Raw genomic sequence first — 26,475 nt, 5'->3', positions numbered from 1 at the left:
CAAGAGTAGCGCAATTTACGCAAGCTGCTTGCGTAAGGCGGCGGAGGCCCCTTCGACAGCTGGAACCCGAAGCAGGGGCGATGGGGGTCAGTTGACCGACGGCTCGCCGTTCTCCCCTCGGGAGGTGGTGCCGAGCGATGCACGTGCGACGCCTTGCGGTGGTCCGAGCAGTGGGTAGGGGTCGTCTGCGCGCGTGACGAGTACGACCTCGCGGGGATCGACGTCGATGACCGGCACCAGGGCGATGTCCTCACGCACGGCGGCGCGTCGGTCGCCGGCAGGGAAGATCGCGACACAGTGTCCGGTCGCGATGAGCTCCGGCTTGTCAGGAACGAAGGGTGCGCAGGCCCGTGCGGATTTCGCCGACCAGGATCTCGGGCTGTTCCAGAGCCGCGAAGTGCCCGCCCTTGTCGGCCTCGCCGTAGTGGATGAGATTGCTGTAGGTGTCTTCGATCCAGCTGCGTGGCACGCGTGGGATGTCCCTCGGGAAGACCGTCACCGCGACCGGAAGCGTCACCTTCGGGCCGGCGAAAGTGAGCGTTTTGTTCTCCCAGTAGATACGGCCGGACGACGCTGCGCTGTTGGTGAACCAGTAGAGGGATATCGCGTCGAGCATGTCGTCGATGCCGAGAGCGTCCTCGGCGAGCCCGTGGTTGTCGGTCTTGGACTGGAACTTCTCGTAGATCCAGGCCGCCTGGCCGGCGGGAGAGTCCGCCAGGGCGAATCCGACCGTTTCCGGTTTCGTGCCCTGAAGGTGGTTCGATCCACCGAGATCGCCGGTGTAGAGGGCGAGGGTCTCCACGGCGTCGCGCTGCTCGGGCGACAGGGTGTCGGGGATCCGTGCGGGAAAGGCGTACTGGGTGTTCAGATGAATTCCGAGAAGCCCTTCAGGTCGCATGGCCCCGAGGGCGGTGGTGACGACGGCACCCCAATCGCCGCCCTGTGCGGCCCATTCCGTGTAGCCGAGACGCTTCATCAGCTCCGCCCACGCGCTCGCGATGCGCGAGACGGTCCACCCGGTCACCGTGGGCTTCTGGGAGAACCCGAACCCGGGGAGCGACGGGACGACGACGTCGAACGAGTCGGCGGCATCCCCTCCGAACGCAACCGGATCGGTCAGCGGGCCGATCAGCTTCAGGAAGTCGACGATCGAGCCCGGCCATCCATGCGTGAGTATCAGCGGCATCGCGCGGGGATTCCTGGACCTGACGTGGAGGAAGTGGATGTCCAGCCCATCGATCTCGGTCAGGAACTGCGGGAAGCGATTGAGGCCGGACTCCAGGCGCCGCCAGTCGTATCCGCGCTCCCAGTAGCCGACCAGAGACCTGGCGTTCTCCACGCGAACCCCCTGCGACCAGTCGCCCACGGTTTCCGGGTCCGGCCATCGCGTTCTGGCCAGTCGCTGCTTGACGTCGTCGATCTCCGATTGCGGGATCGAGACGGTGAACGGGCGAATCAAGGCCGGGGTCGGCGGCGTCGGTACGGTCATCGCCTTCTTCTCTTCTCCTGAGCTTCGAAGCGCAGCGCCACTCTTCGCTGCACACTGCTGTACAGTCAATCTCACTGTACACCGGTGTGCAATACTGGTGTCGTGCCCACCGAGTCCTCCCGCGTGCGCTCGATGATGGAGACACGCGATCGCATCCTCGACGTCGCCCTCCATGTGCTGGGAGAGAACCCCGACGCCGGAATGGGTGACATCGCCTCCGCTGCCGGCGTCGTCCGTCGCACGGTCTACGACCACTTCCCCTCGCGCCTCGACCTGGTCCGGACCCTCACGGAACGGGCCGTCACCGAGATGACAGCCGTGCTCACCGAAGTCAACGCCTCCGGCGCGGAAGCGGACGCGACGTGGGTCGAATTCATCGCCCGTCTCTGGCCGGTGGCCCACCGGTACCGGGTGCTGCTGGCGCTGCGCCGTGGCGAGTACGGCGAGACGATCCACGGCCTGCTGGGGCCGGTCGACGAGCTCCTCGCCGACCTGGTGAAGCGGGGCCAGGACGGCGACGTGTTCGCACGACACCTGCCGGCGGGCATTCTGAGCCAGGTCGCCTACGGCGTCGTGTTCGCCATCGCGGACAGCGACCTGTCGGACGGAACCCCCGGCGCACGAGCAGCGACGATCACGAGCCTGCTGATGCTGGGGGTTCCCGAGTCGCGCGCCATCGCTCTCGTGGGCGACCAGCCCTGACCCGCAACACCCGAGCGGAGCCGCGGATCACCCTGCTCCGCACGGATCGCGACGAGGGTCAACGGGCCTGTGCAGCCTGTCTCCTTGATGGGGCGATCCACTGTTCGGTGTTCCCTGGTACTGCGGCTCGCCGCCCGATCAGGCGGACGGGTGCTCCCACCCGTCGCCGGACGATCCCCGTCAAACCCTGCCGGCATGACCGAGCGCGGCCGTCGGACCGAGCACGTCATTCTGAGACGATCAGTTGGTGAACCCAGGCGTGCGGGCCGCCGCCGCGGGACTCGATCAGCACCGGCGCCTCTCCGTACGCCTCGTCGGCGTCCTCGGTCCCGGCGCGGCGCAGGAACTCTGCGACATCCCGCAGCCCTGCCTCCTCAGACCCGACTGCCGGTCGCCGTGTCCGCCGACAGCCGTTGCGCGACGTAGATCGGGACGACGGAGAGCAGGACGAGCACCGCCGCCACCACGTTGACCACCGGCGCCTGCTGTGGGCGGGTCATGTTGTCGAAGATCCACAGGGGCAGGGTCCGGACGCCCGGCCCGGCGGTGAAGGTGGTGACCACGATCTCGTCGAAGGAGAGCGCGAAGGCGAGCAGCCCGCCCGCGAGCAGCGCGGAACGCACCAGCGGGAAGGTGACGTCGGCGAAGGCACGGAAGGTGTCGGCGCCCAGGTCGGCCGCCGCTTCCTCGTAACTGCCCGAGGTGCGGCGCAGCCGGGCCACGACGTTGTTGAAGACGATCACGACGCAGAAAGTGGCGTGTCCGACGACCACGGTGAACAGGCCGAGGCCGACGCCGAGCGGTTCGAGGACGGTGCTGAACGCGGAGTTGAGGGCGATGCCGGTGACGATGCCGGGCAGCGCGATCGGCAGCACCACCACGAAGGAGAGCGCGTCCCGGCCGAAGAAGCGGTACCGGGCGACCGCGAACGCCGCCAGGGTGCCGAGCACCAGGGCGATGGCGGTGGCGCCGAGCCCGGCCCCGACCGAGGTCCACAGGGCGTCCCGGGCACCGGAGCTGCGCCAGGCGGCCGACCACCAGCGAGTGGTCAGGCCGGGCGGCGGCCAGCTCGCACTGCGGTCGGGGTTGAGGGAGTTGACGAGGACGAGGAGAAGGGGGACGTAGATGACGGCGAAGCCGAGGGCGGCGGCCACGCGGAGGGCGACACGGGCAGACCGGGAGAGTGGCATGTGACATATCACCCGTCGTCAGAGGCTGCTCAACGCCCCCGTCCGCCGCATCGCCAGCAGGTACAGCACGATGACGGCGACGGGGACGGTGGCGAGGGCTGCGGCCATGGGCAGGTTGAGTTCGATGTTGGCGTAGACGAGGTTGCCGATGAGCTGGGTCTTGCCGCCGACGATCTGCACGGTGATGTAGTCGCCGAGGCTGAGCGAGAACGTGAACACCGATCCGGCGGCGACCGACGGCAGCACCATCGGCAGCACCACGGACCGGAAGGTCCGCCCGGCGCGGGCGCCCAGGTCCGCCGAGGCGTCGAGGAGGTTGTCGGGCAGCTGCTCCAGCGCGGTGTGGATCGGCAGGATCATGTAGGGCAGCCACAGGTAGGTCAGGGTCAGCACGGTGGCCGGCAGTCCGAAGCCCGGCCCGCTCAGGCCGAGCGGTTTCAGCAGCCAGTCGGCGAGGCCGCCCTCGGACAGGATCAGCCGCCAGGCGTACACCTTGACCAGGTAACTCGCCCACAGCGGGGTGAGGATGGCGACCACGAGCAGCGGGCGCCGGCTGGGCCTGGCGACCCGTGCGGTGTAGAAGGCGACCGGGAAGGCGAGCACCGCGCAGAGGGCGGTCACCGCGAGGGCGACGCCGACGCTGCGCAGGATCACCTGCCGGAACACGGGCGTGGTGAACAGCTCGCGGAAGTTGTCGGTCGACCAGACCCTCACCACCTCGGAGGTGAAGGAGTCCGTGGTCCAGAACGCGGAGACGAACAGCACGGCCAGCGAGCCGAGGTAGAGCACGGCCAGCCACAGCAGCGGGGCGGTCAGCAGCAGCGCGAGGCGGAGCCGGGGGCGCCGGTGCAGCGCCCCCGCGGTCCGGGTGAGCAGGGCCATGGGTCAGCCCTTGATCTCGGTCCAGGCCTGCACCCACTTGGCGTACGGCACGCACTTCACGTCGGTGCGGCCGTCCAGGCACTGCTCGATGGGCGTGTTCCAGAAGGCGATGTGCTTCCAGTAGCCCTCGTCGGCCGCGTGGTAGGTCGTGCAGAAGTTCTTGTCGCTGGTGAGGGCACAGGCCTTGGCATTGGCGGGGGCCTCGCCGAAGTACTCGGCGACCTCGGCGTTGACCTTCGGGGAGACGATCCAGTTCAGCCATTTGTAGGCGCAGTTGGGGTGCTTGGCCTTGGCGGAGACCATCCAGGTGTCGGACCAGCCGGTGGAGCCCTCCTTGGGCACGAAGGCCTTCACCTTGGCGCCCTCGCCGGCGGCCAGGTTGGCGATGACCTGCCAGCTGGTGCCGATCACGGAGTCGCCGCTCTTGAAGGCGGAGATCTCCTTGAGGTAGTCGCTCCAGTACTCGCCGATGTCCGCGTTCTGCTTCTTCAGCAGGGCCACGGCCGCGTCGAACTGCTTCTGGTCGAGCGCGTAGGGGTCCTTGATCTTCAACTCCGGCCTGGTGGCCTTGAGGTACAGGGCCGCGTCGGCGATGTAGATCGGCGAGTCGTAGGCGGTGACGTGGCCCTTGTACGCGCCGGCGTCGTCGAAGACGGCCGACCAGGAGGTGGGGGCGGGCCTGACCTTCTGGGTGTTGTACATCAGCAGGTTGGCGCCGCGGCCGTGCGGGATGCCGTACATCCGGCCCTTGACCGAGTTCCAGGCGCCGTTCTTCAGGCCGCTGAAGACGTCCTTGTAGTTCGGTACGAGCCCGGTGTTGACCGGGGCCGCGTCGCCGGAGGCGATCAGCCGCAGGGAGGCGTCGCCGGAGGCCGAGACGGCGTCGTACTCCCCCGTCTTCATCAGCTTGACCATCTCGTCGGAGCTGGCGGCGACCTTGGAGTTCACCTGGCAGCCGGTCTGCTTCTCGAAGTCGGTGACCCAGTCGACCTTGGGGTCGTCGGAGCCGTCCTCGACGTAGCCGGCCCAGGCGATCAGGTTGACCTGGCCCTCGGACCTGCCGAGCTTGGCCAGGGGTTTCAGGTCGGGCGGGTTGAGGCCGGTCGAGGAACCGGAGCCGGAGGAGCCGCAGGCGGTGGCGGCCAGCAGCAGCGCGGCGCAGGCGGCCGCGGTGAGGGGACGGGTGAGGCGCACGACGTACTCCAGACGTGAGGGACGGCGGATCCGGACGTTCCGGGACGGCGGATCAGTCGGGGACGTGGACGGTGTGCCGGCGCTGCCAGCGCAGCCGGACGCGGGTGCCGCGGTAGGCGGCGACGTCCTCGGCGGAGGTGTCGAGGTTCTGCTGGAGCGCGGTGAGCCTGCCGCCGCCGTCCAGGTCGACCAGGAAGCGGGTGGCGTCGCCGAGGTAGACCACCTCGGCCACGGTGCCGACCGCGGTGGCGTGCCCGTCCTCGTCCGGGTCGGCGGTCTCCTTGAGGACCCGGATCTTCTCCGGCCGGACGCTGTGGGTGCCGCTCTCGCCGAGCACCCGCAGGGCGGCTTCGCCGGTGAGCAGGTTGGAGGTGCCGACGAAGGAGGCGACGAACGCGGTGGCGGGGCGTTCGTAGATCTCGGCAGGGGTGCCGACCTGTTCGATGCGGCCCTGGTGGAAGACGGCGACGCGGTCGCTCATCGTCAGCGCCTCCTCCTGGTCGTGGGTGACGAAGACGAAGGTGATGCCCACCTCGCGTTGCAGGGCCTTGAGTTCGAGCTGCATCTGCTCGCGGAGCTTCAGGTCGAGGGCGCCGAGCGGCTCGTCCAGGAGCAGCACGCGGGGGCGTCCGACGAGGGCGCGGGCGAGGGCGACGCGCTGGCGCTGGCCGCCGGAGAGCTGGGCGGGGCGGCGGCCGCCGTACCCGTCGAGGCGGACCTCGGCGAGGGCCTTGCGGGCGCGGACCAGGCGTTCGGCCTTGGGGACGCCGCGGACCTTGAGGGAGTAGGCGACGTTCTGCTCGACGCTCATGTGCGGGAACAGGGCGTAGTCCTGGAAGACGGTGTGCACGTCCCGTTCGAAGGGGGCGCGGCGGGTGACGTCCTGCCCGGCGAGTTCGATCGTGCCCGAGGTGGGCGTCTCGAAGCCGGCGACCAGGCGCAGCACGGTGGTCTTGCCGGAGCCGGAGGGGCCGAGCATCGAGAAGAACTCGCCGTCCCGGATCTCCAGGTCGACCCCGGCGACGGCGCTGGTCTCGCCGAACGACTTCCGCAGATCCCGCAACCGGATCGCGCTGGCCTCCATGGGCGGGAACCTTTCTGCCGTTGTCCTGCGTTCACCTGGTGATCGGAAAGATATGAAGTCATAGTTCACAGCTCAAGACCCTTCCGGGGTAAAGGTTGGGTCAACGCATAGGGTGGTGGGCCGTGAGACAGCACCAGACGGACGGCGGCGCCCGAAAGGCCGTCTTCGCCCCGGTGGACAGCGGGGCCCGGGTCGCCGCCGTCGTCCGCCGGATCGGCGACGCCATCGAGCTCGGCCTGCTCGCCGACGGGGAGCAGCTGCCCGGGGAGACCGAGCTGGCAGGGCAGCTCGGGGTCTCCACGGTGACCCTGCGGGAGGCTCTGATGGCACTGCGCCAGCAGGGTCTCGTCGTCACCCGCAGGGGACGGGGCGGCGGCAGCTTCGTCTCCTCCCCCGAGGTGCCCGACCGGACGCGGCTCGTGGAGCGGCTGCGCGGCTGGAGCCCCGAGGAGCTGCGCGACCTCGGCGACCACTGGGCGGCCCTGTCCGGCACCGCGGCCCACCTCGCCGCCGGGCGCACCGAGGACCACGACCTCGACCAGCTCCGCCGGACCGCCGAGGACCTGGGCGGGGCCGCGGACGCGGCGGCGCGCAGCCGCTTGTACGGCCGCTTCCACGTGGAGCTGGCCGCCGCCGCGCAGTCGGCCCGGCTCACCCGGGAACAGGTCGCGCTCCAGAGGGAGATCGGCGCCCTGCTGTGCCTTGTGCTCGGGGACGACGAATATCGTGAAGAGGTGGCGGACCGTCACCGGTCCGTAATCTCGGCCGTGCAGGATGGGGCGCACGCATCGGCCAGGGAGCTGGCCGAGCGGTGCGTACGGGACTCGACGGCACGGCTCATCGCCCTGCGGCTGACCCTGTAGCCGCGCCGCGCCCGCTCCCCCGTCCGCTGGAGGGCACCATGAGCCGCAGCACCGTCGCCTCCGGTCCGGCGGCGGCCACGCTCGACGCCGCCGAGGAGGACGTGGCCGCGCGGGTCGGCCACGCCCTGGAGGCGGTGTTCGACGCCGTCGCGGCCACCCGCGCCGACACCGCCGCACTGCTGGCCCGGGTGGCCGCCGAGGGCCGTCGGCCCGTGACCGCCGACCTCGCCGCCCTGCGTCCCGGCCTCCACCTGCGTCTGGCCCGGCAGGAGCTGGTCTCCGGCGTCGGGTTCGTGGCGGCGCCGGGGGTGCTGGCCGACGTCCCGGCCTGGCTGGAGTGGTGGCAGAGCGACGCGGGCGGGGACGTACGGCCGCTGCTCCTGGACCTCGACCCGCGCACCTCGGCCTACTCCGACTACACGCACTGGGACTGGTTCGCGCTGCCCCGGGACACCGGGCGGCGGGCGGTGGCCGGGCCGTACGTGGACTACCTCTGCTCGGACGAGTACAGCCTCACGCTCTCCGCGCCGGTGGAGGTGGGCGGCCGGTTCCTGGGCGTGGCCGCGGCCGACGTCTACCTGCGGCACTTCGAGGCGGCCGCGCTGCCGCTGCTGCGCGGCCTGTCCGGACCCGCGCGGCTGGTCAACGCCCGCGGCCGGGTGGCGGCGTCGGCCGACCCGGCCCAGCTGGCGGGCTCCCTGGCCAAGGGCCCGGACTTCGCGGCGGTCCTGGAGAGCGGCCGGCCGGGCACCTTCGACGGACTGCGGCTGGTGCCGTGCCGGGGCGTGCCACTGGTCCTGGTGGTGGCGGACGGCTGAGCCGAGGCGGGGGCGAGGACGGAACGACGCCCAGGATCAGGACGGACGAGGACCGGACGACGAGGCCTCGGCGCGGGACGGGGCCTGGTCCGGGTTGTCGAGGCGCCGCCCGGCCCGGCGCCGTCGGCGACCTGAACGCCGGCGGTGCCGGGTCAGCCTTCGGGGGCCGGGACGACGGTCAGATGGGCGCCCAGGCCGCCGGGCCGCCGGGAGCGGCGCGGGGCGGCGGCAGGGCGGGGGGCGGCGCGCAGCACCAGGGTGTAACGCGCGTAGCCCATGTCCTGAAGGGTCTTGGGGGTCTCACCGACGACCCTGCACTCGGTGGCGCCCAGCAGCGGGTCCGGGTGTAGCACCGACCGGACGGCTCCGTCGAGCTGTGCACCCCCCTCCCCGACGGCGCGCAGCCAGTGCGGCAGGCCCTGTCGGAAGGCGGCCTCCATGAGGGGGTCCTGGGCGATCTCCCGGCGGATCGCCTGGAGATCGTGGTCGTGGCCGTAGTGCTCCAGCGTGGTCTTGAACTGCGCCAGCATCGGCAGGCACCAGCCCGACTCGTGGGCGTCGAGAATCGTTCCGGCATCCGGGTGGAACAGGACGAAGCGCAGGAAGTTGTCCCCCGGCATCGCGGTGGGATGCGGGGCGACCGCCCGGAAAAGTGTCTCGAACGCGCCGTTGGCCAGCACCACGTCCCAGCGGTGGTCCACCACCAGGGACGGGAAGGGGACCGCGTCCAGCAGCAACGCGTAGTCCTGGAGATACGCCTGGGCCTCCAGACCCTCGGGGACGGGCCGCGGCGCCGGCCGCCGCCCACCTGCCTGATATGCCATCGGGAGGTCACCCCTCTTGCCTATGCGGCCTTCTCGCGGCGATGTGATCCTGCTGCTCCACCCTGAGTCATGTCAACTATCGTGGCATTTCATGCCTGTTGACGTCCGAAATTGGCCACAGTTGTGGCGAGACCTGGATGTGAGTTCGAATGACCCGCTACTCTCCGGGGGGTTCGTTCCGGGAGGTTCACACGGCGCCGCTTGTGAGAAGCCCCTGATTCCCCTGAGAGACGTAGGAGTTTCGTCGGTGACGGATGGCTACGAGGATCCGGGCGCCACGGCGACCGCCCAGCTGCCGGCCGCCGTCGCCCGCGTCACCGCGCTCGCCGACCGGCTCGGCGTCCCGCATGCCGAGGTCTTCCACGTGGGGCGGCTCTCCTTCGCATGCGGTGTCCCGGAGCCCGTGGTCCGGACCCTGCTGACCGGCCGCCCGGCGGGCGAGCCCGACGTCCAGGCCCGCTTCCTGCAGCGGCTGGACCTGCTGCGCCGCACCCGCCTCAAGCCGAACGGCCGCAAGCACACCCAGCAGGAGATCGCCGACGGCGCGGGCATGTCCCGGCAGCAGGCCGGCGCCCTGATCAACGGCGACCGGCGGCCGACCATGGAGCACTGCGACGCCCTCCAGCGCTTCTTCCGCGTGCACGCCGGCTTCCTCACCGCCGAGGACCCCGAGGCGCTCGCCGGCGCCCTGCAGCGCGTCGAGCAGGAACTGCTGCAGAAGCTGGCCGACCGGGAGCGGGCCGCCGCCGAGGCGGCCGAGGACCCGCTGGAGCGGCTGCTGCAGGACCACGGGGTGCGCGGCATCGCCTGGCGGGCCGCCCAGCTGCCCACCGACCAGCACCGGGACAAGGTCGCGGAGTGGCTGGACATGCTCCTGGAGAGCGTCAAACGGCCCGAGTCGTGAGCTGGGAGCCGTGAGCCGAGAGTCGTGAGCCGAGGGAGAAGAGTGGGCATCGGCAGGGACATGCGCCGGCTGAGCGGCGAGCTGGTCGGGGAGCTGGGCGTGCCCGCGCCCGCTCCCCCGCGGGAGCTGTACCGGGCGCTGTGCGACGCGCTGGGCCGCCGCCGCGGCCGCCCCGTCCAGTTCCGTACGGCCGTCTTCCCGCCCGGCACGGCCAGCGGGCTCTGGCTCGACCTGGCCGACCGCGACCTGGTCGTCGTCGAGGAACGCACGGTGCCCGAGCACCAGTTGGTGATCCTCGGGCACGAGCTGTGGCACATGCACGCCGAGCACTGCGGCCATGACGTGGAGGGGGTCGGGGTGGCCGCGCGGCTGCTCGGCCCGGACCCCCGTGCCGGCGCGGGCACCGGCGGCGAGGCCGACCAGGCCGCGCTCCAGGCCGCCGTCCAGCGGGTGGCCGCCCGCACCCGTTTCGACCGCGCCGAGGAACGGGACGCGGAGACCTTCGGGCTGCTGCTGGCGAGCAAGTGCCGGACCTGGCTCGCGGGTTCGGTCCTGCGCGGTCCGGGGCGCCGGCAGGACGTGGCGGGCCGCATCGAGACGTCGCTGGGCTACCTGGGCAAGTGACCCACTCCCCCCAGGGGGCGGGAACCATGTCCGCACGCCCGGGACGGGTGCCGGGCACGGTCGCTCGTCGTCCCGCCGTCCGTCGCGGCGCGGCGCGGGGGATGCCGGGGCCGCGGGCGGCACGGCGCGGACTCAGGTGGCGCCGCGACCGGCGTGGCTCGGACTCAGGTGGCGCTGCGCTCGCTGGCCTCGCGCAGGTCCCGCTGCCCGGCCGGGCCGGGTCCGGGGCCGGGGCGGCCGTCGAGGAGCAGGCTGCGCCAGCGCTCGCGGCTCCAGTCCGCCGGGGCGGTGGTGGCCGTGAAATCCTGGACCAGGGCGACGAACCGGGCCGGGTCGGTGTGGAACGGGAAGTGCCCGGCGCCCTCGAAGATCTCCAGCCGGGCGCCGGGCATCGCCTCGCGGGCACGGTACGCGTGCCGGACCGGGACCACGCTGTCGCGGTCGCCCCACAGGAGCATGGTCGGCATGCCCTCGGTGAGATAGCAGCGGTCCAGCATGGTGACGACCTGTCCGCGCCAGTCGACGACCGCGCGCAGGGTGCGGACGAAGGCGTTGCGGGAGGTCTCGTCGGGGAGCGCGTCGACCAGGGTGAGCAGTTCCGGGGCGTCCTGGCCGAGGCCGGTGTCCAGGAGCCTCAGCAGGCGTACCGCCAGGCCCACTTGGAGGCGCATGCCGGGCAGCCGCAGCGCCGACAGCAGCAGGTGGGCGCCGGGGAGCGAGACGAGCCGGAGCGCCGGGTTGACCTCACGTCCCACCCCGCCCGCGCTGACCAGGATGAGCCGCTCGGTGCGCTCGGGGAACTGGTAGGCGAACTGCATCGCGACGCCCCCGCCGAGCGAGTGCCCGACGAGGGTCGCGGACTCGATGCCCAGGGTGGTCAGCAGGTCCCGCACCCCGTTGGCGTAGGCGGCGACCGAGTAGTCGGCCCGCGGTTTGTCCGACTCGCCGTGGCCGAGCAGGTCGGGGGCGATCACGGTGTGGGTGCGGGCGAGGAGCGGGATGAGCCGTGCCCAGGTCGCCGAGGAGTCCCCGATGCCGTGGACGAGGACCAGGGCGGGCCCGTCGCCGGCGATGCGGTAGGCGCGCCGGTAGCCGTGCACGACCCGGTGACGCGTCGCCAGTTCGACGTCGTCCACGGGGCGCAGGTGCGCGGTGGGCTGCGGACGGCTGGGCATCGCTTCCGACACGATCGGCCTCCCCCGCTGTCCCGGGCCCCTGCGACCCGGCCGGATGCGTCTCCTTCCAGGGTAGGAAGCCTTTTCCCCGGGGCGTTTCGGTGAGGTTTCACCTCGGCTAAGCGAGCGAACCGAGGCCCGGCACGGGGGCGTTGTCAGTGGCGACCGGCAAGCTGGGGGGTGCGCACCGCACACCGGGTGTGCCCGCGCCGTCCGGGCGCGTGACCTCGACGACCGACGGGGAGAGCCGACCGATGCACACCGCCGTACTGACCGACCGTGAACGCGCCGCCGTCCAGGCCTATCTGCGGCTGCTGCACACCGTGCGCGCGGCCTTCGACGGACCGCCCGAGGCCCCGCGCCCCTTCGTGGTGCCACCCGCCGTGCTCGCCGAGGCCGAGGATGCCCTGGCCGGCGCCGGACTCGCGGGCAACGAGGAGGCGTTCTTCCGGCTGCTGCACGACTGGTGCCCACCCACCTGAGCCGACGGCGCGTCAGGGGTGGGGAGCAGGTGGCGGGTGATGGCGCTTGAGCGGGCCCGGGGGCGGCAGCCGGCTCCAGGGCCGCTCGCTCCCGCTCGGTCTTCAGGGACGGTGCGGCACCACCACGGCCGAGGTCAGCATTCCGTGCGCCACGCTCCAGCGGCCCTCGAAGACCTCCAGCTCCCGCCCGCCGACCACCGGGCCGGGCACGAGGAGGCGGGCGCGCAGGGCGCCGTGCGGCCGCTCCCCGGGCTCGGGGACGAGCTCTATGTCGGCCTCCATGAAGTCCAGCCACTTCCCGGTGAGGGGGAACCACGCCTTGTAGACGGACTCCTTGGCGCTGAACAGCAGGCGGTCCCAGTGCACGCCGGGCCGTTCGGCCGCGAGCCGGGCGAGCCGCTGCCGCTCGGCGGGGAGCAGCACGGACTCGGCGACGCCCTCGGGGAGCGCGGCGTGCGGTTCGGCGTCGATGCCGAGGGAGGCCAGGTCGCCGACGCGGGCCAGGGCGGCGGCGCAGTAGCCCTCGCAGTGGGTCATGCTGCCGAGCAGCCCGTGCGGCCAGCGCGGGGCGCCGCGCTCGCCGCTCAGGACGGGCTGCGGCGGGACCCCCAGCTTCTCCATGGCCCTGCGCGCGCAGGCGCGCACGGCGGAGAACTCACGGCGGCGCTTGGGCACGGCCCGGGCGACCAGCGCCGCCTCCTCGGGGTAGAGCGGGGCCTCGCGGACCGCCTCGTCACCGAGCATCTCCACGGCCACCACCGACTCCGGGAGCAGCTCCTCGATCACCTGTGTCGACCTCCATCGGCAGAATACGGCGCAGCCGCCCCGGGTCCCCGGGACGCTTGCGCCACTCGCGGGGGTATCCCACGGAGACCTCTTCGAAGCGGACCCCGTCGAGCCAGGTGGTCCGGGGGATGTGCAGATGACCGTAGACCATGGTCCGGACACGGAACCGGCGGTGCCAGTCTGCGGTGCGGGTGGTGCCGCACCACATGGCGAACTCCGGGTACCAGAGCACGTCCGTGGGGTGCCGGTCCAGCGGATAGTGGCCGGCCAGCACGGTCGGCAGTTCCCCCGGCAGCTCGGCGAGCCGGCGTTCGGTGGCCTCGACCCGGGCCCGGCACCAGTCCTCGCGGGTCGGATAGGGGTCGGGATGCAGCAGGTGCTCGTCGTTGCAGACGACGCCGGTGCCGTGCGCGTAGGCGAGGCCCTCCTCCTTGGTGGCACAGCCGGCCGGCAGGAAGGAGTAGTCGTACAGCAGGAACAGCGGGGCCACGGCGACCGGGCCGCCGGGGCCCTCCCAGACCGGGTACGGGTCCTCGGGGGTGACCACGCCCAACTCCCGGCAGAGGCCGACCAGGTGCTCGTAGCGGGCGACCCCGCGCAGGGTGACCGGGTCCTTGGGGTGGGTCCACAGGTCGTGGTTGCCGGGCGCCCACAGCACCTTGCGGAAGCGGCCGGCCAAGGTCTCCAGCACCCAGCGGATGTCGGCGACGGTCTCCGCGACGTCACCGGCGACGATCAGCCAGTCCTCGTCCGTTTCCGGACGCATCTTCTCGACGAGCGCGCGGTTCTCCGGGTACGAGACGTGCAGGTCGCTGATGGCCAGCAACTGCCCGGCACCGGCCGTGGACTCCACCCCGTACCCCTTCCGATCATGTCGTCGGACCCCACCACAGCACATGTCGAGGGCCGGGAACAAGACCACCCGTCCGACGGCCGGCCGGCCACCACCCGGCCGGTCCACGGCCCGTCCACGGCCGGCAGGGCCGGTCGGCCGCGGGTCCGGTGCGGGGCGGCCGCGGGGCGCCTGCGGGGCGTCAAGGAAACCGGCGGGGACGGTGCAGGAAAACGCGCGTGGACAGGACGGGGAAATCCGTAACACTCGCGTTGCACGCGAGGCCCCTGGAAAGCCGTATGATCCCCCCAACACCACCGCCGCGAACTTCCCTTCGGACAGGGCGGTTTGGTGACCCTCCAACCACCCTGCCCGGGCACGGGCTCGCTGAGCCCTGCCCGAAAACCCCGAAAGGCGGCTTTAATGCGCTCTCGCGTACGCGTCTGGCTCAACCGCACGTACGCGGAGAACGTGTTCTTCATGGATCAGCTGCGGAGAAATCCCAGCGACCGGGCGGTCGAGATCCATGCGACGCACGGTGACGCCGACTCCCCCGTGCTGGCCGCCGCCGACACCGCCGAACTGGAGCCGGAGGGCCTGTCCCCGGCCGCCTACGTCGAGTACGCGCTGGACCAGTGCCAGCGCCGTGGCATCGATGTCTTCGTGCCCCGGCTGCACCAGTCCGCGATCGTCGCCCACCGGGCCGACTTCGAGGCGGTCGGCACGGCCCTGCTGGCGCCGACGCCGGAGGGCACCGCGGTCTTCGAGGACAAGGCGACCGCGTACGAGGCGGTGAGCTCGGTGGGCGTGCCGGTGCCGCCCTGGTCGCGGGTCCGCACCGCGGACGAACTCGTGGCCGCGGTCGAGGAGCTGGAGGCCGGCGGGCACAAGGCCTGCTTCAAGCCGGCCGCCGGTGCGGGTGGTGTGGGTTTCCGCGTGATCACGCGCGCCCCCTTCTCGCTCTTTCACCTCAACGGGTTCCCGGGGCCGTACGTGCAGCTCGACCTGGTCGTGGACGCGCTGCGCCGCGCCGAAGAGCCGGTGGACTGGCTGGTGATGCCGCGGCTGGAGGAGCCCGAGGTGTCCGTCGACTGCCTCACCGGGCCGGACAACCGGGTCCGGCTGGCCGTGGGCCGCACGAAGAAGGGCCGTCGGCGCGGGTTCACCCTGGACGAGCAGTGGCTGAAGCCGGCGCGGATCATCGCCGAGGGCTTCGGGCTGCACTACCTGTCCAACATCCAGTTCCGGATGTACGGCGACCAGCCGGTGCTGCTCGACGTCAACACGCGGCCGGCCGGCGGACTGCACCAGCTGTCGCTCTGCGGGGTCAACGCGCCCTGGGCGGCTGTGCAGTTGGCGCTGGGCGAGGACCCCGGGGTGATCGAGCCGCCGTTCCTGGGGCAGGACTACGCGGTGGTGTCGGGGCCGAAGCCGGTACTCCCGTCGGTTCCCGTGCAGCGTGAGGATGCCGACGTGGTGCTGGCGCCGGCGGTGCCCGTGGAAGTGGAGTCGGTTAACGCCGCGGCCGCGGTGTTGCCGCTCTAGGTTGTCGGCCGGGTGCCACGCCGTCGTGGTGCCCCACGCGGCGGAGCCGCACATCAAACACAGCCCGGCGCCCCCAAGGGGGCGCCCCGACTCACCGGTATGGACCAATTCCCGTTCGTCTTCTTGACAGGCGGATTGGTCCATACCAACTTGGTTGCGCATCCTCCTGCACCTGTGTGCACTCCCGAACACCCCCATTCCTTCAGGGAGATCGCGTGCGCAACTCGCTCAGACGTTCCAGACGTCGGATATTCGCCCTGCTCGGATCGGCCGCCCTCGCGCTCGCCGGGGCCATCGCGCTGCCCGGTACCGCGCAGGCGGCCAACATCCTGTCCAACCCCGGCTTCGAGTCGGGGAGTCTGTCGCCGTGGTCCTGCTCCGGGAACCTCGGCTCGGTGGTGTCCTCGCCCGTGCACGGCGGCTCCAAGGCGCTCGCGGGGGCCGCGAGTTCCAGTGACGACGCCCAGTGCACGCAGACCGTCGCGGTGCAGCCCAGCACCACGTACTCGCTGAGCGGCTGGGTCCGCGGCTCCTACGTCTACCTCGGGGTGACCGGCGGCGCGTCCACCTGGACCCCCTCGGCCGCCCAGTACAGCCAGTTGACGGTGTCCTTCACCACCGGGGCCGCGCAGACCAGCGCCCAGATCTACGTCCACGGGTGGTACGCCCAGGGGACGTACTACGCGGACGACATCAGTCTCGACGGGCCCGGCGGCAGCTCCGACACGCAGGCGCCCACCGCGCCCGCGAACCTCACCTCCACCGGGAAGACCTCGTCGAGCGTGTCGCTGTCCTGGTCGGCCGCGACGGACAACGTCGGGGTGACGGGGTACGACGTCTACAACGGGTCGGCCCTGGCGACGAGCGTCTCCGGTACCTCGGCCACGGTGAGCGGGCTGTCGGCGAGCACGGCGTACACGTTCACGGTGAAGGCGCGGGACGCGGCCGGCAACGTGTCGGCCGCCTCCAACGCGGTGTCGGTGACCACGAACGCGGGCACCGGCGGCGGGTCCGGGTTCAAGCAGGCCGCGCCCTACCTCTACGAGGGCTGGGGCGACCCGCCGAGCCCGGCCACCGTGATGAGCGCGACCGGCGTCAAGAACTTCACCATGGCCTTCGTGCTGGACTCGGGCGGCTGCACCCCGGCCTGGGACGGCAGCCGGGCGCTGACCGGCGGCGCCGACCAGACCGCGATCAACCAGATCCGGGCGGCCGGCGGTGACGTCACCCCGTCGTTCGGCGGCTGGCAGGGCAGCAAGCTCGGCGCCGACTGCTCCTCCGCGAGCGCGCTGGCCGGAGCGATCCAGAAGGTGATCGACGCCTACGGCCTCAAATCCGTGGACATGGACATCGAGAACACCGACGAGTTCGAGAACGAGGCGGTGCAGGCGAGGATCCTGACCGCCCTGAAGACGGTCAAGGCCAACAACGCGGGGCTGAGGACGATCGTCACCTTCGGGACGTCCACCACCGGTCCGACGTACTACGGCAACCGGCTGATCGAGCAGGCCCAGTCGATCGGCGCCGACATCGACGTCTTCACGATCATGCCGTTCGACTTCGGTGGCGGCTCCGACATGTACGGCAACACCGTGGCCGCGGCCGAGGGGCTGAAGGCCAAGCTGAAGTCCACGTTCGGCTGGGACGACGCGACCGCCTACGCGCACATCGGGATCTCCGGCATGAACGGGCTGTCCGACCAGCAGGAGACCACGACCCCGGCGATCTGGACACAGATCCGTGACTGGGGGAACACGCACCACATCGCCCGGCTCGCGTTCTGGGCGGTCAACCGGGACCGCGGCTGCGCGGGCGGTGGCGTGGTGAGCAACTGCTCCGGGATCAGCCAGAGCACCTGGCAGTTCACCTCGATCACGGCCGGCTTCACCGGCTGAGCACCGGCGACCGGGGCGTGGGGGGTGCCGGAACCGGTACCCTCACGCCGACGGACCGACAGGGTCACGGCGGCGGGAAAAGCCGCCGTGACCTGCCCGCCGGCCGTTCTCCTCATTCTTCATTCTTCGCGGGAGAAGGTCGGGCGTACCCCGGCCAACCGCTTCAGAACCGGCCGGATCCCCGGTACAGCTCCAGCTCGCCGTCCAGTTCGACGGCGAGGACGGTGGCGTACGGGTCGAGGTCGGCCGCCGCAGGCGGGTCGATCCACAGCACGCCGACCGCCTCGTGCAGTCCGCCGACCACCCGGTGGTTCAGTTCGGTGCCGGTGCCCAGCACGGTGACCTTGCGGACCGCCGTGGCCAGACCCCGGACACCGATCTCCGCACGCGGGATGTCGAACAGGGTGAGGTAGAGGGTGCGCCGGTCGGCGGAGAGGGTGCTGGGACCGTAGTGGTGCCCGGCCGGAAGCCCGCGCACCGTCCCGTAGACCGCCGCCGCGTGCCGGCGGATCCACTCCCCCAGTCCCTCCAGCCGCTCGACCTGCGGCTGCGGGATGGTGCCGTCCTCCATGGGGCCGACGTCGAGCAGCAGGTTGCCGCCGCCGCCGATGGTCTCGGTGAAGTAGCGGATCAGCTGGGCGAGGGACTTGTGGTTGTGGTCGTGGTGCTGGTACCCCCACGAGTCGTTGATCGTCAGGCACAGCTCCCACGGGCCGTCCGGCGGCACGATGGGGGCGCCCTGCTCGGGAGTTGCGTAGTCGCCCTCGCTGAGCATGCGCGCGTTGAAGACGACGTGCGGGACGTACGACCGGATGAGCGCGGCGAGTTCGGGGATCCGCCACTGCTCCTCGCTGCGGTCCCACTCCCCGTCGAACCACATCAGGTCCGGCCGGTAGCGCGAGGCCAGCTCCGTTGTCTGGCCGTCCCGGTAGGCGATGAAACGCTCCCAGGCGGCCAGGTCCTCGTCCTCGGCGGCGACCTCCGAGTAGCGGTTGTCCTCCAGCTCGGGCGGGCGGCCCGGCTTGCGCGTGGAGGCGTAGTCGGGGTGGTTCCAGTCGGAGTGCGAGTAGTAGAGGCCGACCTTGAGGCCGTTCTCGCGCAGCGCCTCGGCGTAGGGGCCGAGGTAGTCCTTCCCGAGGTTGAGGTCGCCGTACGCCGTGTCCCACAGGGCCACTCCGTCGTGGTGACGGCTGGTCAGCACGGCGTACTTCGCGCCGGCGCGGGCGAACAGGTCCGCCCACGCCTTCGGGTCGTAGTGGGCGCCCGTGAAGCGGCCCAGCTGGGACATGTACTGGTCGTGCGGCACGATGTCGTCGTAGAAGGACCAGGACTCCTGGACCCCGTCCACGGCGTAGATGCCCCAGTGCACGAAGATCCCCAGCTTGGCGTCGGTGAACCAGGGTTGCATGGCCATGCGGTCAGCTCCTGCGCAGCCGGAGGGTGAGGATCTGGAAGGGGCGCAGTTCCACCGCGACCCGGTCCCCGTCGGTGGCCGCGTCCTCCAGCGGGCGTTCCAGCAGGTCGGTCACCTGGGCGCCGGCCAGCGGGAAGCCGGTGCGCAGGACGCCCCGGGCGCGGCCGCCCCGGGACTCGTAGAGGCGGACCACGACGTCGCCGGAGGCGTCGTCGGCGAGCTTGACCGCCTCGACGGTCACGCCGTCGCCGTCCACGGAGACGACCGGCGTCGGCTCGCCGGCCGCTTCGGCCACCCGGAGCGGGAGATTGAGGGCGTAGCCCTCGGCCACCGCGTCCCCGATGGTGGCGCCCGGCAGCAGCGCGTAGGTGATGCGGTGCCGGCCCTGGTCGGCGCCCGGGTCCGGGATCCGCGGGGCGCGGACCAGGGAGAGGCGGACCGTGGTGGTCGTACCGCCGTCCTCGCGGACCGTGCGGGAGACGTCGTGGCCGTACGTCGAGTCGTTGATGACGGCGACGCCGTAGCCGGGCTCGGCGAGGTGCACCCAGCGGTGGCCGGAGACCTCGAAGCGGGCCGCCTCCCAGCTGGTGTTGGTGTGCGTGGGCCGCTGGACGTGGCCGAACTGGATCTCGGCGGAGGAGTGCGCGGCCCGGATGTCCACCGGGAAGCCGGCCTTGAGGAACTTCTCGGCCTCGTGCCAGTCGATGTCCGTCTCGAAGTCGATCCGGGGGCTGCCGGCCCGGACGGTGATGGTCTGGGTGACCGTCGAGCCGTTGCCGAAGGGGCGCGTGACGCGGATCGAGCCGAGCAGCGGGTCGGTGTCGACGACCGTGATCTCGGAGGGGTCGAGCAGGTCGGTGTAGCGGTTCTTGTAGTGCTTGTCGACGTCCCAGGCGTCCCAGTAGTTCGGGAGGTCGGTGTGCAGGCGGAGCAGGTTGCCCTGGCCGGCGAGGACCTCGCGGTTCGCGCGCAGGTCGCGGACGGACGACAGGGTGCCGTCCTCGGCGATCTCCACCCGGACCAGTCCGTTGTCGATGACCCGGCCGTCGACCGTCACCGGCTGCGGGGTCTCGGCGGCGGCGGTCAGCGGCGCGCTGCCGCCGGCCGGGACCTCGACGTACACCGGGGTGCCCGCGGCGTCCCGGACGACCTCGGCGCGGGCGTAGGGGCTGGTGTTGAAGACGCGGGCCGGGCCGCCGCCCAGGGCGGTGACCGCCTCGGTGGTGAGCGCCTCCAGTTCCTCGGCGACCCGGGCGTACTCCGCCTCGGCCTCGCGGTGCACCCAGGCGATCGAGGACCCGGGCAGGATGTCGTGGAACTGGTGGAGCAGGACCGTCTTCCAGAGCCGGTCCAGCTTCTCGTGCGGGTAGCGGTAGCCGGGCGCGTGCAGCGCGGCCGTGGTCGCCCACAGCTCGGCCTCGCGGAGCTTGTGCTCGCTGCGCCGGTTGCCCTGCTTGGTGCGGGCCTGCGAGGTGTAGGTGGCGCGGTGCAGCTCCAGGTAGAGCTCGCCGACCCAGACCGGGGCGTCCTCGTACTCGGCGCGGGCCTTGGCGAAGAAGGCGTCCGGGTGCTCGACCTCGACCCGCGGGGAGCCCTCCAGGTCCTTCAGGCGGCGGGCCCGCTCCATGATCTCGCGGGTGGGGCCGCCACCGCCGTCGCCCCAGCCGAAGGGGGCCAGCGAGCGCGTCGCGCCGCCCTTCTCTGCGTAGTTGCGGACCGCGCGGGACATCTCCTCGCCGCTGAAGCGGGCGTTGTAGGTGTCGATGGGCGGGAAGTGGGTGAAGATGCGGGTGCCGTCGATGCCCTCCCACCAGAAGGTGTGGTGGGGGAAGGTGTTGGTCTGGTTCCAGGAGATCTTCTGGGTGAGGAACCACTCGTTGCCGGCCAGCTTGGCGATCTGCGGGTAGGCCGCGTTGTAGCCGAAGGAGTCCGGCAGCCAGACTCCCTTGGTCTCGACCCCGAAGTGCTCCATGAAGAACCGCTTGCCGTGCACGAACTGGCGGGCGACCGCCTCGCCGCCGGGCAGGTTGCCGTCGGACTCCACCCACATGCCGCCGACCGGCGCCCACTGGCCCTTCTTCACCGACTCCTGGATCCGGGCCCAGACCTGCGGGTAGTTGTCGCGGACCCACTCGTACTGCTGGGCCTGCGAGCAGGCGAAGACGAACTCCTCGTACTCGTCCGCCAACGATGTCACGTTGGAGAAGGTGCGGGACGTCTTGCGCTTGGTCTCGCGGATCGGCCACAGCCAGGCCGAGTCGATGTGGGCGTGGCCGACGCCGGAGATGCGGTGGGCGCTGGCGTGCGCGGGCTTGGACAGCGCGGGCTTCAGGGCCTCGCGGACGGCGGCGGCCGAGCCGGAGATGTCGTCCAGGTCGAGCAGATCCATCGCGTGGTCGAGGGCGTGCGCGATCTCGTGCCGGCGCGGATCGTGCTCGCCGAGCTCCACCATCAGCTCGCGCAGCACCTGGATGTCGAGGTCGAGGTGCCAGACGTTCTCGTCGAGCACGGCGATGTCGGCGCGCTTGAAGGTGTAGAGCGGCTTGTCGCCGGCCGTCAGGACGTCGCCCAGCGGGGTCGGCGCCGCGAAGTCGCCTGCGAGGATGTCGGGGTTGGAGGCGGCCTCGACCAGGTAGTCGATCACCTCGCCGCCGGTCGCCGGGTTGGCGATCGCCACGTACTGGTTGAGCGGGTTGACCGCCTTCAGGGGGGTGCCGTCGGTCAGGTGGACCAGGGCCTCGGCCTGGTTGCCCGGCCAGTCGCCGACGAAGCCGAGGTCGATGACCGCCTCGACCCGGCGCCCCGCGAACTCGGCGGGCACCTGCCCGTGCATCCGGAACCAGGTGGTGCCCCAGGGCGGGCCCCAGGGGGTGTCCATGGCGAAGGACTCGTACGCGGCGGCCGCGGCCTCCTCGAAGGGCACCGGCTCCCCGGGTGCCTGCCAGGCGGACACCTCGAAGGGGACGGTGGCCGCGTAGATCGCGGGCTTGATGCGCTGGGTGTGGAGGCGCTCTACGCGCTCCTCGATCCGGCGGCGTTCGTCGTGCATGGAAGTCTCCAGAAGAGGGATGGAAAGCGCTTTCCGAGCGGCTGGCTACTTAAGATACGCGAGGCCGGGGTGGACCTCGGTGTACCCCTCCACCAGACGCCGGGCGACGTTCACCGAGTCGACCAGCGGGTGCAGGGCGAACGCCTTCACGGCCGTCGTACGGGAGCCGGACTCGGCGGCGGCGAGCACCTCGCGCTCGACCGCCTTGACCGCGCAGACGAGACCGGTGGCGTGGTCGGGCAGCGGGGCGACCGCGACCGGGTGGGCGCCGTTGGCGTCGACCAGGCAGGGCACCTCGATGACGGCCTCGCCGTCGAGCACCGAGAGGGTGCCGCGGTTGCGGACGTTGAGGATCAGGGTGGTGCGCTCGTCGCGGGCGATGGCCCGCATCAGGGCGAGGGCGACCTTCTCGTAGCCGCCGGAGAGGTCGTCGGCGTCGCGCTCGCCGGCGCCGGCCGTCTCCCGGTTCTCCGCCATGTAGGTGGCCTCCCGCTCGGCGCGGGTGCGGTCCCAGACGTCCAGGGCCCTGGCACCCGGGTCGGTCACCGCCTCGTAGAAGTGCGCCTGCTGGTCGCGCAGGAAGGCACCGCGGGTCCGCTCGGCCTGCTGGTAGGCGCGGACGGCCTCGCGGTTGAAGTAGTAGTAGTGCAGGTACTCGTTCGGGATGGCGCCGAGGGACTGGAGCCAGTCGACGCCGAAGAGCTTGCCCTCCTCGAAGGAGCCGAGCAGGTCGGGGTCGGCGAGCAGGCGCGGGAGTTCGTCGCGGCCGGCGATGTGCAGGCCGCGCACCCAGCCGAGGTGGTTGAGGCCGACGTAGTCGATCCAGGCCTCCTTCGGGTCCCCGCCGAGGACGCGGGCGATCCGGCGGCCGAGGCCCACCGGGGAGTCGCAGATGCCGATGACACGGTCGCCGAGGTGGCGGGACATGGCCTCGGTGACCAGTCCGGCGGGGTTGGTGAAATTGATGACCCAGGCGTCGGGGGCGAGCCGGGCCACCCGCCGGGCGATGTCCACGGCGACGGGCACGGTCCGCAGGCCGTAGGCGACACCGCCGGCGCCCACCGTCTCCTGGCCGAGGACGCCCTCCGCGAGGGCCACCCGCTCGTCGTTCGCCCTGCCCTCCAGGCCGCCGACCCGGATCGCCGAGAAGACGAAGTCGGCGCCGGTGAGGGCCTCGTCCAGGTCGGTCGTGGCGGTCACGGCGGGGGCGCCCGGGACGCCGGCCGCCTGTTCGGCCAGGACCCGGGCGACCGCGGAGAGCCGGCCGGCGTCGAGGTCGTGCAGCACGACCTCGGTGACCCGCCCCTCGGCCCGGTCCGTCAGCAGTGCGCCGTACACCAGCGGCACGCGGAACCCGCCGCCGCCCAGAATCGTCAGTTTCACGCTTGAGCCTTTCCTGCCAGGACCACCTCGACACCGGCCTCCTCAAGGGCTGCTCGGGTCGCCGGATCCACCGGCGCGTTGGTCACCACCTTGTCCAGGTCCCCGGGACCGCAGACCTTCGCCATGCCCGTGCCCGGGAACTTGGCGGCATCGGCGAGCAGCACGACCTTGTCGCTCGCCCCGATCATGGCGCGCTTGACCGGCACCTCCACGACCGTCGTGTCCATCACCTGCCCGCCGGGACGCACCCCGCTGGTGCCGAGGAACAGCCAGTCGGCGTGCAGCTGGCGCAGGTTGTCCTCGGTGAGGAAACCGACCAGGGAGCGGTACTCACGGCGGAGCATGCCGCCGAGCAGCACCAGTTCGATGCCCTCGTCGTCGGCGAGCTCCTCGTACACCACCAGGTTGCTGGTGATGACCGTGAGGCGGCGGCCGTGCAGCTGGCGGGCGAGCCGGAAGGCCGTGGTGCCGATGTCGAGCAGCACCGACTGGCCGTCCTGCACCAGGGCCGCGGCGCACGCGGCTATGGCGTCCTTCTCGGCCACGCGCACCTCGGCCACCTCGGCAAAGGGCTGGTCGCCCTCGTCGACGACGGCGCCGCCGTGGACACGGGTGAGCAGCCCGTCCTCCTCCAGCTTGACCAGGTCGCGCCTGATCGTGGCCGGGCTCACACCCAGCTGCTCGGAGAGGTCGGTCACAGCCGCGGGGCCACCGGAGCGAAGGGCCCGCAGGATGAGTTGGTGTCGTCGTTCTGCCAGCACGCGGCGAACACTACTCGTCATTCTCAATCAAATCCATGCTCAGTTCTGCTCGGGTATTGACCAATCTCCTGGATCGGCGCACGATTCCGGTCATCGAAAATGACGAGTTTTGACGAGAGGCTGCGCGCGTGGACGACGACAGGCCCGATGTGCTGCTGACCGGGCTGCTCTTCTACGACCTCGTCCTCACGGGGCTGCCGAAGCCGCCGACACCGGGCGAGGAGATCTGGACGGCCGGCATGGGCTGCGGCCCCGGCGGCATCGCGAACCTCGCGGTGGCCGCCTCCCGCTTCGGCCTGCGCACCTCGCTGGCCACGGTCTTCGGCGACGACTTCTACGGCGAGTACTGCCGGGACGTCCTGTGCGACCAGGAGGACATCGACCTGACGCTCTCCCGCACCGCGGACGGCTGGCCCACCCCCGTCACCGTCTCGCTCGCGGCCGGCCACGACCGGGCCCTCGTCACCCACGGCCAGGAACCCCCGTACTCGCAGGACACGCTGATGGGCGACCCGCCGGAGGCGCGCACGGCGCTCGTGCACATCGAGGCCGAGCCGCGCGAGTGGATCGCCAAGGCGGCCGCGAACGGCACCCACGTCTACGCCGACGTCGGCTGGGACCCCACCCAGGAGTGGTCCCGCGACCTGCTCGACCAGCTCGCACTGTGCCACGCCTTCCTCCCCAACGAGGCCGAGGCGATGGCCTACACCCGCACCGACAGCGCGGTCGCGGCCCTCGGCACGCTCGCGGAGCTGGTGCCGGTGGCGGTCGTCACCCGGGGCGGGGACGGCGCGGTGGCCGTCGACCAGACCACCGGCGAGTACGCCGAGGTCCCGGCCCTGCCCGTGGACGTCCTGGACGCCACCGGCGCCGGGGACGTGTTCGGCGCGAGCTTCGTCACGGCCTCCCTCGGCGGCTGGCCGCTGGCCGAGCGGCTGCGGTTCGCCGTCCTCGCGGCCGGGCTCTCCGTCCGGCAGCACGGCGGTGCCCTCGCCGCCCCCGGCTGGTACGGCGTCGACCGCTGGTGGCGCTCGCTGACCGACCCCGACCTGAAGACGGCGTACGGCTTCCTCGCCGACCGCCTGCCGGCGGACGTGGGTCCCCCGGTGCGCCACGCCCCCGTCACCCCGCCGGCCCGGCCGCGGTGACCCCGGCCGGTCCACGGCCCCGACGGCCCCTGAGCCCCACGCCCCCCTGAGCCCCACGCTGCACAGCCCCCCTGCCCAACGCCCCTCAGTACCACGAACAGGAACAACAGGAGTGACCCGTGGACCTTTCACGTAGAGGCTTCCTCCAGGCCGCCGCGCTCACCGCGGCCGCGTCCGGACTGACCGTCGCCTGCGGCGGCGGCTCGGGGTCGGGCGGCACCAAGAACGGCAAGAACCTCACCCTGTGGTACTGGGGCGGAGCGCTCAGCGACAAGGTGGTCGCGGAGGCGAAGACGCACTTCAGCAGCGCCGTCACGCTGACCGCCTCGTCGATCGGCGGCGACTTCAAGCAGAAGCTCACCACCACGCTCGCCGCGGGCTCCTCGGTGCCCGACATCACCGGCATCAAGGGCGAGGACATGGCGTCCTTCCTGCCCAACGCCTCCCGCTTCCTCGACCTGAACGACCTGGGCTTCAAGAGCCTCTCCTCGCAGTACCTGGGCTGGAAGACCAAGCTCGCCCAGACCCAGGACGGCAAGCAGATCGGCTTCCCGATCGACATCGGCCCCACCGCGCTCTTCTACCGCGAGGACCTGTTCGCCAAGGCCGGCGTGGCCACCGACCCCGCCAAGGTCGCCGACCTGGTCAAGACCTGGGACGACTACTTCACGCTCGGCACCGAGCTGCAGAAGAAGAACCCCGGCACCTTCCTGGTCAACAACATCGGCTCCGTCTTCAACATCGTGGTCGGCCAGGGCACCCAGCGGTTCATCGACAAGAACAACCACTTCATCGGTGACCAGGACCACATCCGCACCGCGTGGACCACGGCCGTCCGCCCCTACACCCTGGGCATCGACGCCAAGATCAACGACAACTCCTGGAACGCCGCCGTCGGCAAGAACCTCCTGACCGAGCTGGGCGCGGCCTGGCACGCGCTGGACATCGAGCAGGCGGCGCCGCAGACCAAGGGCAAGTGGCGGGTCTGCGCGAACCCGGTCGGACCGGCCAACCAGGGCGGCTCCTACCTGGCACTGCCCAAGCAGTGCCGGAACCCCGAGGAAGCCTTCAAGATCATCAGCTGGATCCTCAGCCCCACCAACGACGCCCGCGGCTTCACCGACGCGGCCATCTTCCCGGCCGCCCCGGCCGCGTACAGCATGCCCGCCATGACCGGCCCGGACGCCTTCTTCGGCGGCCAGAAGATCATCGAGGTCTTCGGCCCGGCCGCCAAGGCGATACCGGACAGCTACGAGGCCCCGGCCGACGCGGCCGTCATGGCCCCGTACATGACCGAGCTGACCAACATCGAGGCCAAGGGCAAGAAGCCCGACGACGCCTGGCACGACGCGGTCAGCCAGGCGAAGCAGATCGCCCGGCGTCAGGGGGTGAACTGAGGTGACGTCACCTCCGGTCACCGGTCCCGCCGCG

General features: G+C 71.5%; 24 protein-coding genes. 10 read left to right on the top strand and 14 right to left on the bottom strand.

Going from position 1 to position 26,475, the window contains the following annotated elements; genetic code table 11:
- Positions 1-87 precede the first annotated feature (87 nt).
- Both AB0M11_RS27550 and AB0M11_RS27545 read right to left on the bottom strand, forming a co-directional pair.
- Positions 88-258, bottom strand: coding sequence for a hypothetical protein (locus AB0M11_RS27550; protein ID WP_365710045.1), 171 nt, complete (start codon positions 256-258; stop codon positions 88-90).
- A gap of 67 nt (positions 259-325) precedes the next feature.
- Positions 326-1,489, bottom strand: a complete 1,164-nt coding sequence (locus AB0M11_RS27545) for an epoxide hydrolase family protein (RefSeq protein ID WP_365710043.1) — start codon at positions 1,487-1,489, stop codon at positions 326-328.
- Positions 1,490-1,591: 102 nt separating this feature from the next.
- Between AB0M11_RS27545 and AB0M11_RS27540 the strand changes: the two genes are divergently transcribed.
- Positions 1,592-2,191, top strand: a complete 600-nt coding sequence (locus AB0M11_RS27540; RefSeq protein ID WP_365710041.1) for a TetR/AcrR family transcriptional regulator — start codon at positions 1,592-1,594, stop codon at positions 2,189-2,191.
- A gap of 374 nt (positions 2,192-2,565) precedes the next feature.
- Here the strand turns inward: AB0M11_RS27540 and AB0M11_RS27535 are convergent, their stop codons facing one another.
- Genes AB0M11_RS27535 through AB0M11_RS27520 form a run of 4 tightly spaced genes read right to left on the bottom strand, consistent with a single transcriptional unit; the run spans position 2,566 to position 6,541 of the window.
- Entirely contained in the window at positions 2,566-3,381 is an 816-nt protein-coding gene (locus AB0M11_RS27535; RefSeq protein WP_365710039.1) for an ABC transporter permease, read from the bottom strand.
- A gap of 18 nt (positions 3,382-3,399) precedes the next feature.
- Positions 3,400-4,263, bottom strand: a complete 864-nt coding sequence (locus tag AB0M11_RS27530; RefSeq protein WP_365710037.1) for an ABC transporter permease — start codon at positions 4,261-4,263, stop codon at positions 3,400-3,402.
- A 3-nt stretch (positions 4,264-4,266) separates the two neighbouring features.
- Positions 4,267-5,457, bottom strand: a complete 1,191-nt coding sequence (locus AB0M11_RS27525) for an ABC transporter substrate-binding protein (protein ID WP_365710035.1) — start codon at positions 5,455-5,457, stop codon at positions 4,267-4,269.
- 52 nt (positions 5,458-5,509) lie between these two features.
- Positions 5,510-6,541 (bottom strand): ABC transporter ATP-binding protein, encoded by a 1,032-nt coding sequence (locus tag AB0M11_RS27520; protein ID WP_365710033.1) that lies wholly within the window; start codon positions 6,539-6,541, stop codon positions 5,510-5,512.
- Between the two features lie 122 nt (positions 6,542-6,663).
- Here AB0M11_RS27520 and AB0M11_RS27515 point away from each other — a divergent pair, with 122 nt between their 5' ends.
- Both AB0M11_RS27515 and AB0M11_RS27510 read left to right on the top strand, forming a co-directional pair.
- Positions 6,664-7,404 carry a GntR family transcriptional regulator gene (locus AB0M11_RS27515; protein ID WP_365710031.1) on the top strand — a complete coding sequence of 247 codons (741 nt, stop codon included), beginning with the start codon at positions 6,664-6,666 and terminating at the stop codon, positions 7,402-7,404.
- A gap of 38 nt (positions 7,405-7,442) precedes the next feature.
- Entirely contained in the window at positions 7,443-8,222 is a 780-nt protein-coding gene (locus tag AB0M11_RS27510; RefSeq protein WP_365710029.1) for a cache domain-containing protein, read from the top strand.
- A gap of 152 nt (positions 8,223-8,374) precedes the next feature.
- Here the strand turns inward: AB0M11_RS27510 and AB0M11_RS27505 are convergent, their stop codons facing one another.
- The gene (locus AB0M11_RS27505) at positions 8,375-9,046 is read right to left on the bottom strand and encodes a hypothetical protein (protein WP_365710027.1); all 672 of its coding nucleotides are present in this window, start codon (positions 9,044-9,046) and stop codon (positions 8,375-8,377) included.
- A 247-nt stretch (positions 9,047-9,293) separates the two neighbouring features.
- On the opposite strand from AB0M11_RS27505, the gene AB0M11_RS27500 reads away from it, so the two are divergent.
- Both AB0M11_RS27500 and AB0M11_RS27495 read left to right on the top strand, forming a co-directional pair.
- A complete protein-coding gene (locus AB0M11_RS27500) occupies positions 9,294-9,950 on the top strand; it encodes a helix-turn-helix transcriptional regulator (RefSeq protein WP_365710025.1) in 657 nt (218 codons plus the stop codon).
- 60 nt (positions 9,951-10,010) lie between these two features.
- Positions 10,011-10,574, top strand: a complete 564-nt coding sequence (locus AB0M11_RS27495; protein WP_365710087.1) for a toxin-antitoxin system, toxin component — start codon at positions 10,011-10,013, stop codon at positions 10,572-10,574.
- A gap of 164 nt (positions 10,575-10,738) precedes the next feature.
- On the opposite strand, the gene AB0M11_RS27490 is transcribed toward AB0M11_RS27495, so the two are convergent.
- Positions 10,739-11,749 carry an alpha/beta hydrolase gene (locus AB0M11_RS27490; RefSeq protein ID WP_365710085.1) on the bottom strand — a complete coding sequence of 337 codons (1,011 nt, stop codon included), beginning with the start codon at positions 11,747-11,749 and terminating at the stop codon, positions 10,739-10,741.
- 254 nt (positions 11,750-12,003) lie between these two features.
- On the opposite strand from AB0M11_RS27490, the gene AB0M11_RS27485 reads away from it, so the two are divergent.
- Positions 12,004-12,231: a hypothetical protein gene (locus AB0M11_RS27485; protein ID WP_365710023.1), complete on the top strand. Its 228-nt coding sequence runs from the start codon at positions 12,004-12,006 to the stop codon at positions 12,229-12,231.
- Positions 12,232-12,333: 102 nt separating this feature from the next.
- Here the strand turns inward: AB0M11_RS27485 and AB0M11_RS27480 are convergent, their stop codons facing one another.
- Both AB0M11_RS27480 and AB0M11_RS27475 read right to left on the bottom strand, forming a co-directional pair.
- Positions 12,334-13,017, bottom strand: coding sequence for a 4'-phosphopantetheinyl transferase superfamily protein (locus AB0M11_RS27480; protein WP_365710021.1), 684 nt, complete (start codon positions 13,015-13,017; stop codon positions 12,334-12,336).
- The gene (locus AB0M11_RS27475) at positions 12,965-13,870 is read right to left on the bottom strand and encodes a metallophosphoesterase (protein WP_365710019.1); all 906 of its coding nucleotides are present in this window, start codon (positions 13,868-13,870) and stop codon (positions 12,965-12,967) included. The genes AB0M11_RS27480 and AB0M11_RS27475 overlap by 53 nt, the downstream gene beginning before the upstream one ends.
- Before the next feature lie 402 nt (positions 13,871-14,272).
- On the opposite strand from AB0M11_RS27475, the gene AB0M11_RS27470 reads away from it, so the two are divergent.
- A complete protein-coding gene (locus tag AB0M11_RS27470; protein ID WP_365710017.1) occupies positions 14,273-15,394 on the top strand; it encodes an ATP-grasp domain-containing protein in 1,122 nt (373 codons plus the stop codon).
- A gap of 215 nt (positions 15,395-15,609) precedes the next feature.
- Positions 15,610-17,289, top strand: a complete 1,680-nt coding sequence (locus tag AB0M11_RS27465) for a carbohydrate binding domain-containing protein (RefSeq protein WP_365710015.1) — start codon at positions 15,610-15,612, stop codon at positions 17,287-17,289.
- A gap of 163 nt (positions 17,290-17,452) precedes the next feature.
- On the opposite strand, the gene AB0M11_RS27460 is transcribed toward AB0M11_RS27465, so the two are convergent.
- From AB0M11_RS27460 to AB0M11_RS27445, 4 genes are read right to left on the bottom strand one after another with little or no spacing between them, the layout of a single operon-like run.
- On the bottom strand, positions 17,453-18,703 hold the full coding sequence (locus tag AB0M11_RS27460; RefSeq protein ID WP_365710013.1) for an alpha-L-fucosidase: 1,251 nt from the start codon (positions 18,701-18,703) through the stop codon (positions 17,453-17,455).
- Between the two features lie 4 nt (positions 18,704-18,707).
- On the bottom strand, positions 18,708-21,752 hold the full coding sequence (locus AB0M11_RS27455; RefSeq protein ID WP_365710011.1) for a glycoside hydrolase family 38 C-terminal domain-containing protein: 3,045 nt from the start codon (positions 21,750-21,752) through the stop codon (positions 18,708-18,710).
- A gap of 45 nt (positions 21,753-21,797) precedes the next feature.
- Positions 21,798-23,135 carry a 6-phospho-beta-glucosidase gene (locus AB0M11_RS27450; RefSeq protein ID WP_365710009.1) on the bottom strand — a complete coding sequence of 446 codons (1,338 nt, stop codon included), beginning with the start codon at positions 23,133-23,135 and terminating at the stop codon, positions 21,798-21,800.
- Complete coding sequence (locus AB0M11_RS27445; RefSeq protein WP_293995423.1) at positions 23,132-23,896, bottom strand: DeoR/GlpR family DNA-binding transcription regulator; 765 nt, start codon at positions 23,894-23,896, stop codon at positions 23,132-23,134. The genes AB0M11_RS27450 and AB0M11_RS27445 overlap by 4 nt, the downstream gene beginning before the upstream one ends.
- Before the next feature lie 128 nt (positions 23,897-24,024).
- Between AB0M11_RS27445 and AB0M11_RS27440 the strand changes: the two genes are divergently transcribed.
- Positions 24,025-25,044, top strand: a complete 1,020-nt coding sequence (locus AB0M11_RS27440; RefSeq protein ID WP_365710007.1) for a carbohydrate kinase family protein — start codon at positions 24,025-24,027, stop codon at positions 25,042-25,044.
- 119 nt (positions 25,045-25,163) lie between these two features.
- Entirely contained in the window at positions 25,164-26,441 is a 1,278-nt protein-coding gene (locus AB0M11_RS27435; RefSeq protein WP_365710004.1) for an extracellular solute-binding protein, read from the top strand.
- Positions 26,442-26,475 lie beyond the last annotated feature (34 nt).

The organism is Streptomyces sp. NPDC051987, assembly GCF_040680735.1.
Lineage (GTDB): Bacteria > Actinomycetota > Actinomycetes > Streptomycetales > Streptomycetaceae > Streptomyces.
Note: the sequence above shows the minus strand (reverse complement) of the source record. Positions and strands in the feature narration are given on the sequence as shown.